The organism is Bacillus sp. M6-12 (genome assembly GCF_002860285.1).
Classification (GTDB): domain Bacteria; phylum Bacillota; class Bacilli; order Bacillales; family DSM-1321; genus Peribacillus.
Map to the genome: position 1 here is coordinate 50,190 of NZ_PGVF01000033.1, position 10,064 is coordinate 60,253.

At 41.6% G+C, this 10,064-nt stretch carries 10 protein-coding genes and 10 tRNA genes; 1 reads left to right on the forward strand and 19 read right to left on the reverse strand.

Going from position 1 to position 10,064, the window contains the following annotated elements:
- The first annotated feature begins 68 nt into the window (after nucleotides 1-68).
- Nucleotides 69-740, forward strand: a complete 672-nt coding sequence (locus CVD28_RS26280) for a B3/B4 domain-containing protein (protein WP_101597633.1) — start codon at nucleotides 69-71, stop codon at nucleotides 738-740.
- 107 nt (nucleotides 741-847) lie between these two features.
- Here the strand turns inward: CVD28_RS26280 and CVD28_RS26285 are convergent, their stop codons facing one another.
- The 19 genes from CVD28_RS26285 to CVD28_RS26375 form a co-directional block, all read right to left on the reverse strand.
- The gene (locus tag CVD28_RS26285) at nucleotides 848-2,593 is read right to left on the reverse strand and encodes an ABC transporter ATP-binding protein (protein ID WP_101597634.1); all 1,746 of its coding nucleotides are present in this window, start codon (nucleotides 2,591-2,593) and stop codon (nucleotides 848-850) included.
- Between the two features lie 481 nt (nucleotides 2,594-3,074).
- Nucleotides 3,075-3,626: a nucleotidyltransferase family protein gene (locus CVD28_RS26290; protein WP_101597619.1), complete on the reverse strand. Its 552-nt coding sequence runs from the start codon at nucleotides 3,624-3,626 to the stop codon at nucleotides 3,075-3,077.
- 112 nt (nucleotides 3,627-3,738) lie between these two features.
- A complete protein-coding gene (locus tag CVD28_RS26295) occupies nucleotides 3,739-4,731 on the reverse strand; it encodes a quinone oxidoreductase family protein (RefSeq protein ID WP_101597620.1) in 993 nt (330 codons plus the stop codon).
- Nucleotides 4,732-4,935: a 2-hydroxymuconate tautomerase family protein gene (locus CVD28_RS26300; protein ID WP_101597621.1), complete on the reverse strand. Its 204-nt coding sequence runs from the start codon at nucleotides 4,933-4,935 to the stop codon at nucleotides 4,732-4,734. It abuts the gene before it with no gap.
- Complete coding sequence (locus CVD28_RS28395; protein WP_257985991.1) at nucleotides 4,923-5,357, reverse strand: YbfB/YjiJ family MFS transporter; 435 nt, start codon at nucleotides 5,355-5,357, stop codon at nucleotides 4,923-4,925. The genes CVD28_RS26300 and CVD28_RS28395 overlap by 13 nt, the downstream gene beginning before the upstream one ends.
- Nucleotides 5,242-6,123 (reverse strand): YbfB/YjiJ family MFS transporter, encoded by an 882-nt coding sequence (locus tag CVD28_RS26310; protein WP_101597623.1) that lies wholly within the window; start codon nucleotides 6,121-6,123, stop codon nucleotides 5,242-5,244. The genes CVD28_RS28395 and CVD28_RS26310 overlap by 116 nt, the downstream gene beginning before the upstream one ends.
- 173 nt (nucleotides 6,124-6,296) lie before the next feature.
- Nucleotides 6,297-6,569, reverse strand: coding sequence for a winged helix-turn-helix transcriptional regulator (locus tag CVD28_RS26315; protein WP_101597635.1), 273 nt, complete (start codon nucleotides 6,567-6,569; stop codon nucleotides 6,297-6,299).
- 411 nt (nucleotides 6,570-6,980) lie between these two features.
- A tRNA-Gly gene (locus tag CVD28_RS26320) sits at nucleotides 6,981-7,054 on the reverse strand.
- Nucleotides 7,055-7,469: 415 nt separating this feature from the next.
- Nucleotides 7,470-8,453: an NAD-dependent epimerase/dehydratase family protein gene (locus tag CVD28_RS26325; RefSeq protein WP_101597624.1), complete on the reverse strand. Its 984-nt coding sequence runs from the start codon at nucleotides 8,451-8,453 to the stop codon at nucleotides 7,470-7,472.
- Entirely contained in the window at nucleotides 8,453-9,037 is a 585-nt protein-coding gene (locus CVD28_RS26330) for an ArsR/SmtB family transcription factor (protein WP_101597625.1), read from the reverse strand. The genes CVD28_RS26325 and CVD28_RS26330 overlap by 1 nt, the downstream gene beginning before the upstream one ends.
- A 219-nt stretch (nucleotides 9,038-9,256) precedes the next feature.
- A tRNA-Leu gene (locus CVD28_RS26335) sits at nucleotides 9,257-9,338 on the reverse strand.
- Nucleotides 9,339-9,344: 6 nt separating this feature from the next.
- Nucleotides 9,345-9,418, reverse strand: a tRNA-Cys gene (locus CVD28_RS26340).
- 7 nt (nucleotides 9,419-9,425) lie between these two features.
- A tRNA-Gly gene (locus tag CVD28_RS26345) sits at nucleotides 9,426-9,500 on the reverse strand.
- A 7-nt stretch (nucleotides 9,501-9,507) separates the two neighbouring features.
- Nucleotides 9,508-9,582: transfer RNA gene (locus CVD28_RS26350), tRNA-Gln, on the reverse strand.
- Nucleotides 9,583-9,609: 27 nt separating this feature from the next.
- Nucleotides 9,610-9,685: transfer RNA gene (locus CVD28_RS26355), tRNA-His, on the reverse strand.
- 14 nt (nucleotides 9,686-9,699) lie between these two features.
- Nucleotides 9,700-9,773 (reverse strand) — tRNA-Trp (locus CVD28_RS26360).
- Nucleotides 9,774-9,785: 12 nt separating this feature from the next.
- A tRNA-Tyr gene (locus CVD28_RS26365) sits at nucleotides 9,786-9,869 on the reverse strand.
- A 16-nt stretch (nucleotides 9,870-9,885) separates the two neighbouring features.
- A tRNA-Thr gene (locus CVD28_RS26370) sits at nucleotides 9,886-9,961 on the reverse strand.
- Between the two features lie 6 nt (nucleotides 9,962-9,967).
- Nucleotides 9,968-10,043 (reverse strand) — tRNA-Phe (locus tag CVD28_RS26375).
- Nucleotides 10,044-10,064: the final 21 nt, after the last annotated feature.

The window sequence follows — 10,064 nt, forward strand, 5'->3', positions numbered from 1 at the left end:
CAATTATAGTAAAATAGACACATATCTCTATCATAAACTATTTTCAATCTTTTTTGGAGGTGAAACCACTGGAAATAATTATACACCCTGAGATTTGTGCAAAAGTGCCTGGGTTCAAATTAGGGGTTATTATTTATCGCGGAATAGAGATTGGAGAATCCCCGCAAATGCTTAAAGGCAGGCTCCAGCTTTTTCAGGAATCAATTTATTTTGATTTGCTTGATAAGGATCTGTATGATTTCCCTGGACTAAAGGAATGGCGTTCCGTATTTAAGGCCGCAGGAACTGATGCAGCCAGATACCGTCCCGCAGCAGAGGCCCTATATCGAAGAATCAAAAAACAGAATTACTTATCGCCCATTCATTCAGCGATTGACCTTAATAACTTTTTTTCACTCGAATATGAAGTACCGATTGGTATCTATAATCTCGACGCAATTAAAGGAAATGTTGATATAAATATCGGAGAAGCAGGAGAAGAATATGAAGGAATCAACGGACGAGTCAATTCAATGCTGAATATGATTCACTCCGCTGATGAGGCTGGTCCCTTTGGCAGTCCCTTTGTTGATTCAAAGCGCACAATGGTGACAGAGTCTGTAAATAAAGCCCTTCAGCTTGTTTATCACAGACCTTCCACAAGAATTGAAAGCGCCGATAAAATGACCAGATCCTTGATGGAAATGTTTCTGCAAATCCATGGTGGACAAGGAGAATATCGCGTGGTTCATTGCGATTAGCACCACAAACTCCCTAAAAGAGACAGGACAGGTTAATGCACACGTCCTCTGGGCTGGGTAAAGCACAAAAATGCAGTTCGGCTAATACCGGACTGCATTTTTCTATCTTAATCCTCTCTCAGCTTAAGCTGCTGCCTTGCCAATTTTTGATAGAGTTCATGATGCTGAAGCAGACTTTCATGCGTTCCTTCTCCGCTGATTATTCCATTTTCAATAACCAGAATACGATCAGCTTCCACAACCGTTGAAAGGCGGTGGGCAATGATCAGTGTAGTCCGTCCAGCCATCAGATTCTTTACCGCACTTTGAACCAGCAATTCAGATTCACTGTCCAAATTGGATGTTGCTTCGTCCAGCAGCAGGATTTGCGGATCCCGCAATATCGCCCTGGCTATCGCAATTCGCTGTCTTTGCCCGCCTGATAGCTTTACGCCCCTTTCCCCTACTTCTGTTTCAAATCCATTCGGAAGTTTCACTATGAATTCAAGTGCATTCGCTGATCTCGCAGCATCCTGCACTTCTACCAGGGTAACTTCTCTTGTAGATCCATAGCAGATATTTTCTTTAATAGTTCCAGACATAACCGGACTTTCCTGCGAAACATATCCAATTTGCCGTCTCCAGTATGATAATTCGATATCCTGAATGGAAACACCGCCGAGTTTAATGTCGCCAGAGGATGGTTTATAAAAACGCTTAATTAAGGAAAAAATCGTCGTTTTTCCGCCGCCGCTCGGCCCAACAAGAGCGACCGTTTTATTTGAAGGAACAGAAAAAGAAATGCCTTTTAAAATTTCCTTTCCTGAGGCATAACCAAATGAAACGTCCGAAAATGACAGATCCTGATTTGCAGGTGCTTCCTCATTCGCCTTATAGTTTTCAGCCTGAAGCCCAAGCAGATAATTGATTCGTTCCGTAGCTCCCATCGCCTTTTGGAATGCAGTAAAGAAGGAGGCAATTTGACTGAACGGCACCACAATCTGAAACATATAGATTATGATCGCCACCAGAGTGCCCGCAGTCAAATGGCCTGAAGCCACACGGACACCGCCATAGCCAATCAGCACGACTAGGATCACCATCATGATTGTTGTCATAAACGGAGAAACAATGGCCTGGATGCGCGCTTCCTTCAGTCCATATTGAAACAATTGATGAATTCCCTGCTTGCCTTTTTCCTGTTCAATATTTTCCCCGTTATAGGCCTTTACCAGCCTTATCTCGCTTAGAACTCTGCCAAGGTTGCCGCTCAAGGACGCCATCTCATCCTGTGTAAGCCTTGAAACCTTATACATTTTCCGTCCGAGCGGCATGATAATGAGCATAGACACAGGCACAATTGCCAGCATAATCATCGTCATTTTCCAATCAAGCATAATAAGTATCACTACCGAGCCGATGATGGAAATGATTCCGGATACAAATGTAACCAGATGGTTGGTAATCACCGTTTTTATCGTATTGGTATCCTGCGTTACCCGGCTCATCGTTTCCCCAGACTGGTTTTGGTCAAAAAAAGAAATGGGAAGCGTTAGAATATGACGCCAAAGATGTTCCCTTATTCCTGCTACCATTCTTTCTCCGATGTATGTCAGCATATAGTAGGAAATACCACCAGAAACGGTTTGAAGGATAAATGTACCTGCAAGCAAAAAGATAATTCCTGCCTGTATCCCGCCTTCTGATATTAGATCAACCAATTTTTTTGTAAAAAGAGGCACCACAAGCCCTGCACCTGTTTCAATCAAGCTAAGCAGAATAACAGCTGATACAAGCAGTGCCGGCGGTTTTTCCAATTTTAAAAGAGATACAAATTCCCGCCATTGCTTTGTATCATTTTGTTTTTTTTGCATATAACTCCCTGCCTTTTGGACATGCCGGATCACTATTTTCAAGCATATAATAACCTCAGGCATATGCTCAAAAAATCTCCAGCCTCTCCTAGTATATAATTATCCCCTGACGTTTTCCTTTGTTAGTAAAAGTGGTTCAAGTAAATACAAAATAAGAAGCAAATAATGGTTACACTAGCTGCCAACCAAAGCATACCTTAAATGACTATCAGTTGAAAGCGGGAGTAACCGCGAAATTTGCCCCATCAGAAAAGCCCAGGCGCCCTGACAAAAAGGACGTCGACTAAAGCTGTGACGCCGGCACGAGCTTGTCCTATGCTTCGGGGCTTTTTCCTATAGAAAAAAAGCTGCTGGGGGCTGGAGTTAGGTCCTCTGTACTTGTTATTTATTCAGCAAAAAAAGCCGTTTAAAAACGGCTCCTTAGTAATATTGGATCAAGAAACAACGGTCTCTCGATACGATTTCTTTGAAAATAGTCAAGTTAAGCATCCCAGGGAATCACTTTAAGCACGGGCCAATTTTTCAGCCATTTTGCTGTCTTGTTGTTATATATCGCCTTTGTAATTTGGGTTTTATTAGGTCTTACGATCATCCCAAACAAATCGTTCAGCCCATAAGGGGCATACACCTTAAATTCTCCGGTTTCCTTTTGACGGATACCAAGTGATGAAGCAGTCGTCGGCCATGTATTAATTGCATCCCCCAAAGAAGTATAGGGCCGAATTTTAAAACCAAACTTTTCTTCGTACCACATATGCACCCTCGCTTCATTCTTCACATCTATCTTAAATGGAAGATCTTGAAGCAAGGAACTGATGTGTTTTTCGATCTGCCGCTCACTCTCCAGACTAAGATCCACCGAATCAAAATAAATGATATCAATATCTGTGATTCCATGCTTTAGGTCAAAGTTTAATAGATAGTTCCAAACCGTCTGCACAAGGCAGCCTGCCCCCACATAATACTCACCTAATTCTCTTTGTGAGATTTTGAAGATTAGAGGAAGGTAGTCGCTTTTTCTAAAATCCTCAATAAAAGTTTAACTTGATATCCTAAATCCTGATTATAGCCTGGTGTTTCATCATAGTTTATTTGTTCCACAGTAACCCCCATCTGCCGGATCGTCTTAAAGCTAGATTCATAACTTAATTGCTTACACCATGAGAAACATCCAGCAGGATTTTCCCGGTACTCTCCCTGCTCTCTACAAACCGATTAGCCTGTTCCGCTTCAGCAAGGGGAAAAATTCTTCCGATTTGAAGGTTAATTTGCCCTTTTTCCAGAAACGGAAGTGCCCGCTCAGCGATTTGACTAACCTGATGAGGCCTATGCTTTCTAGTAGTCCCGAAACTGAAACCAAGCACAGCTCGTGAACTGTTATGTAATTCGCTAGTGTTAAATTCACCAGCCACTCCAGAAGCATTTCCGAAATTCACCATACGGCCGAATTTCGCAAGACACTTTAAGCTTCCCGCCGCTACATCTCCTGCAATGGAGTCAAGAATTACATCCACACCGTTTCCGCCTGTCAGCTCATTTACTTTTTGGATAAAATCTTCACTCTCTCGGACAATCACGTCATCGGCCCCTGCATTAATGGCTGCTGCAACTTTGGCTTCACTGCCAACTGTTCCGATTACCTTTCTCGCACCTAACAGCTTAGCAAGCTGAATTGCAGTCGTGCCAATCCCGCCGGATGCAGCGTGAACAAGAACGGTTTCGCCTTTTTCAATCCTTGCAACATCCGCCAGCAACTTATAAGAAGTAAATAATACAATCGGGCAGGCAGCTGCTGTATGAAAATCAACTCCATTCGGAATAGGAAATGTCATATATTCTTCTGCAGCAGCAAACTCAGCATAGGAACCGCTCTTTGGAAAAGCAATAACCCGCTGGCCTGCTTTTAAATGAACCACATCTTTCCCGACTTCTTCAACAACACCGGCACAATCCAATCCGGGGATGAAGGGAAATTTCCCTTCCCCTTTGTTCCCGTATCTTGTTTTAATATCAGCATAATTAACGCTCGTTGCAACAACACGAATCAGTACCTGTGTTGATGAAATGGACGGCTTATCCATATCCATATATTGCATAACTTCTGGGCCGCCGAACTTTGGTACAACGATTGCTTTCATCTATTGGCCCCGCTCCCGTCGAACCGTTACTCTTTCCCCGCCGATTCCCCAATTATCGGTATCTACCTCATCGATTACAACCACGGTAGTTGCAGGGTTTTTCCCTAAAACATCTTTTAATAAATTGGTAACTCCCTCAATTAACAATTCTTTTTGCTCCACTGTAGCTCCTTCTCGAGTGATCTTAATATTTACATATGGCATTGTACATCTTCCCTTCTATTTGTTTTATAGAATTTTATCCATTGTCCGATGCAAAGAAGTAAAACTGCCGCTAACAGGACCGCTGCGGAAAAATATAAGGAGGTGGTGTAATCTCCAGCAAGTGATACCAAGAAACCGGCAATGGACGGACCCAATATTTGTCCGACACCATATACTCCTGTTAAAAGTCCAATTACTCTGCTGCTATTGTTAGGCTGAATCATCCGTGCATAGGTTGTAGTCATTGCGGTGATCCCCATAAATGTGGCCCCAAATAATAAAGCTCCCAGAAAACCTCCAGCCATATTAGGGGAAAATACGGGCAAAAGTACCCCGACAGCCTGAACACCAATTCCCAGACAGATGGACAAAATAAAACCAAACCTCTTGGCTATAGTTACCCAGATAAAGGTCGAGGGAATAGCGGCTAAACCTACAAAAACCCAGCTTAACGAAGACAAAGAACGTGAATCCGGCAATTCCGTTGAATATGTCTACCAGAAATGTGCCGCTAATAATATAACCTAAACCTTCAAGGCCATAAGCCAGTACAAGCCATGGCAGGATGTCATTTTTCTCATCCCTATCTACCGTTTCATTCTGCTTATTGTCATTTGTTTCAGGCACCACTTTCAGCCAGGCAGAAACGAGAAAGCCGAGAAGAACTGAAAGTCCGGCCAAAAATAGCCAAGCTCCTTTCCATCCAAAATAAGTATTCGATAACGGGACGGAAATTCCTGTTATGAAAATTCCTATTCCTACCCCGCTATAAAAAAATCCAGACGAGCTTGTAAGTCCCCTTTTTGCGAGAGCGTCTAAAACAAAGCTTGAACAAAGGACAAAAATCAATCCGCTGGAAATCCCTGAAATAAACCGGAGAATTAGCCAAATTACATAATTATCTGTTACTCCCATAGCTGCAATCGAAATAATATTAGCGAATAATATCCGAATTAAAATTTTCGGGTGGCCCTTATGATTAATTCTTCTGGCACAGAAAGCTCCAACAAGATAGCCCAGAAAATTACATGAAGCAAGATAACCGGCAGCAGCCTCTGAAAAGCCTGCTGAATTCAATTTTAAGGTGCATTTTATCCATTTTTCTCTCTCTTCACCCCTTTTCCTTTTTATACCTTTATTGTAAATGAAAAATGACTTCTCTTGATGAAAGCAGTTATTATTTTTGATTTATTCTATAAGAGGAAAGGAAGAAACAAATGCCGGGCTGGCTCCGCAGGTTTTTCGGACAGTAGCGATACAGGTTAATCACAAAAGCTAAGTACTTAAATTAGCTACAAACACTTTTTATAAAAAAAAGACCATCAAACGATGATCATCGGCCTAATATACGAGTTTTTCCGTCATTTCCCATCCCATTCTTGAGCCCAAAGCGTTATGGAATCAATTACTTTCTCTAAAGCCATTCCTTTTTCAGTAAGCACGTACTCTATTCTTACCGGAGTTTCCGAATAAACGACCCTTTTTACAATTTTATGTTCCTCTAATTCCTTCAGTCTTTCGGATAATAGTCTGCCGCTGATGGGTAGTGAAGAAGAAATCTCAGTGAATCTCTTCTTTCCTGCCAGCAATTGAGTAACAACCAATCCGACCCATCTTTTACTCAATAATTCCATTGCTGCTTCGAATTTAGGGCATAACTCCGATTTCGGGCAAGGTAAATTCTCTTCTTTATCAGCCAAAATAACGTCACCTCTTTTTTGGCTTTATTATTATACATTTAGTTATTTTTAATAACCGCTGAAATAAGTATAAATATTTATTCCTGTATTTTCAATTTTTCACACATTCCTAAATGCTTTCTTCTGCAGGCAAACTTTGAACCTGGATTTTTCTCCGAACACTTCTCAACATTTTATAGAAGAGAATTTGATTAGGGCTTATGAAGAAAAATGCCAGAAAAAATAGAAAATCCACAGTGTCCAGGACTGTGGCATGCTAATTTTATTGAACAGCCCTTAAAAAGGGCATTAAAAAACGCAATGCTTCGTTCTCTTGTGTAACGAAACACTGCGTTGGCTTATGTATGGAGCGGGTGATGAGAATCGAACTCACGACATCAGCTTGGAAGGCTGAGGTTTTACCATTAAACTACACCCGCATGTTGTTTTGTTGAACTTTGTCGAAACTTGTTTGTTTTCGTTGATAAATAATATTATAGTCCCTTTTATGCATACTTGCAAGCATTTTTATTAAACTTTTTAAGATACTTTATACCCGGATTTTTATGGAATTAAACCCAACTTCAATAGTTTTTTTAAATGTCCGATTTACAGCTCACGTTTTCTGATTTAGCATTTGAAGGCAAAGCATTATGTTTGCATTTGCCTTCATTCTTTTACATTGCCTTACTTTTGCAGTAATCTTCGGACGTCGATCAAATAATTTAAAACTTCGATTGTAAAAATAGCTGTTTCAGACGCTGTAATGATTATTCATCAACTGAAATATGATGGGACAGCTGTAAGATGCAGTAAAAAAGCACCCATATATTTTCTAGCCATTCAATTCTTATTTTATACATTTAGTTTGCCTAGAATATCAATTTCCTTCTGGGCATCCAACCCCGCCTCTCTTTTTCCAAGTGGACGCTTTTTGCTCCACTCCCAGGTATCAATGAATGTCTCCTTTATTGGCCTTGTCTTAAGGCCATAATTAAGCGCTTTGTCAGTATTAACAGTGAAATATCCAGGTGTTTTCCAGGATTTTGGTATCCAGAATGGCAGTTCTATAAAAGATTGCACTTTTCCATCCAAAAAGTTATCACTGGCCCAATGCAGTTTTGCATCGCTCCTCAATCCTTCTATTCCTGCCCTTAACATCTCTTCGAAACTGTAGGAGTTTTTCGGGCAAGTGGCATTAAAAGTGCCAGTTGCTCCTTGTTCCAATAAAGCTATTATCCAATCTGCCATATCTCTTGCGTCTATTAGCTGGAGAGGAGACTGCTGCTCTCCAGGAGCGAGTATATCTCCACCGCGCGCCACTCGATCTACCCAATAGGTAAATCTGTCACTATAATCGTACGGTCCTACAATAAACCCTGGGCGTACGATAACATTTCTGCCCGGGAATACTTCCTTTACTGCTTCTTCACACAGCACTTTAAGCGGACCATAATTGTCGGGTGTTCTTTCCTCTGGAAGTTCATATTCTGATACAGAAACAGGAGAATTTTCATCTATATCCTCCTTTGAGAAATCTGAATAAACAGAGATCGTGGAAATAAAGACATAGGTTTTTACAGCCTCTTTTAATACTTCTGCAGATTGTCTGACTACTCTTGGAAAGTAACCACAAGAGTCAATCACGGCATCCCATTTTCGTCCGCTTAAAACGCTTAAATCTCCGTCACGGTCCCCATAAAGCCTCTCTACTCCAGGGAAGGTATCCGTATTAGACTGACCACGATTGAACATCGTCACCTTATGGTTATTTTTAACTGCAGCATCCACAATATGCCTGCCAACAAAATTGGTCCCGCCAATTACTAAGATCTTCACTAATTTTCCTCCGTCCCTTTCTCAATTGGAAACGCCATCAGATTAAAATGGTGAAAAATCGCTTCCTTACTTTGAGAATTTTCTTTATTATATTCTTGCAGCATTTCCCATATTTCGTTGTACTTCCTTTTGATTTCTAAATACTGTCCGCCTGTTAATTTTGACGTGATAAAAAACTGTTTAAGATTTTTTAGATCCCTAATAGCTTCTGAATCCGCTTTCTTTAAAATCGTTTTTGTTTTATCCAACGACCCCATCATATTTTCCCTAACGCTTTCAGAAAGTTGACTTTCCATATCTCCATATAAGGGTAAAAGATTCTCAAACGAAATTTCCTTCGCAACTGGCCTGAAAAACTTTTGGACAATCCCATTCTTTATTACTGTCTTTTCCACCACTACAATATTTGCCTTTTCCAGCTCCGATAAATGATAATGAACCTTTTGTGCAGAAAGTCCTATCAATTCGGCAATCATCGTCCCTGTTTTTGCTTCTTCCTGGATTTCCCACAAAATTTTGCTTCTTATAGGCTCAGTCATAATCTTCAGCTGTTCTAATGATGTTAAACAATACTTTTCAAGCACAGAAAGACCCCTTTCATATTTTATGAAAATAATAATACGTTCAGTTTATTTTTAAATTTTTGAAAGCAAAAGTCAATAGATAAGTTGGAAGGATTTTCAAAGGCATAGAAAAATCCACGTCCCTTATTTAAAAGAAGAGATGGATAGAGAGCGAAAAAAAAACAAAAAAGCCCTTGCCTGATTAAATCGAGCAAGAGCTTTTTGTTTTCGACCTTATGATACCGGTGGCCGGGGTCGAACCGGCACTCCGTGAGGAACACGATTTTGAGTCGTGCGCGTCTGCCAATTCCGCCACACCGGCATTTTATGGAGGCGGCAACCGGATTCGAACCGGTGGTAAAGGTTTTGCAGACCTTGGCCTTACCACTTGGCTATGCCGCCATACTTTTGGAGCGGAAGACGGGATTCGAACCCGCGACCCCAACCTTGGCAAGGTTGTATTCTACCACTGAACTACTTCCGCATATAAATGGCTGGGCTAGCTGGATTCGAACCAACGCATGACGGAGTCAAAGTCCGTTGCCTTACCGCTTGGCTATAGCCCATTATGTATAAAAAAAAATATCTGAAAATGGGGCGACTGATGGGAATCGAACCCACGAATGTCGGAACCACAATCCGATGCGTTAACCACTTCGCCACAATCGCCACAAAAATATAATTGGCAGGGGCAGTAGGAATCGAACCCACACCGGAGGTTTTGGAGACCTCTGTTCTACCGTTAAACTATGCCCCTATGAAAATCAAATGGTGGAGGGGGGCAGATTCGAACTGCCGAACCCGAAGGAGCGGATTTACAGTCCGCCGCGTTTAGCCACTTCGCTACCCCTCCACATATATAAGAACCATGGTGCCGGCAAGAGGACTTGAACCCCCAACCTACTGATTACAAGTCAGTTGCTCTACCAATTGAGCTACACCGGCTTTAAATGGTGGCTTGGGACGGAATCGAACCGCCGACACAAGGATTTTCAGTCCTTTGCTCTACCGACTGAGCTACCAAGCCAAAATGGCGGTCCCGACGGGA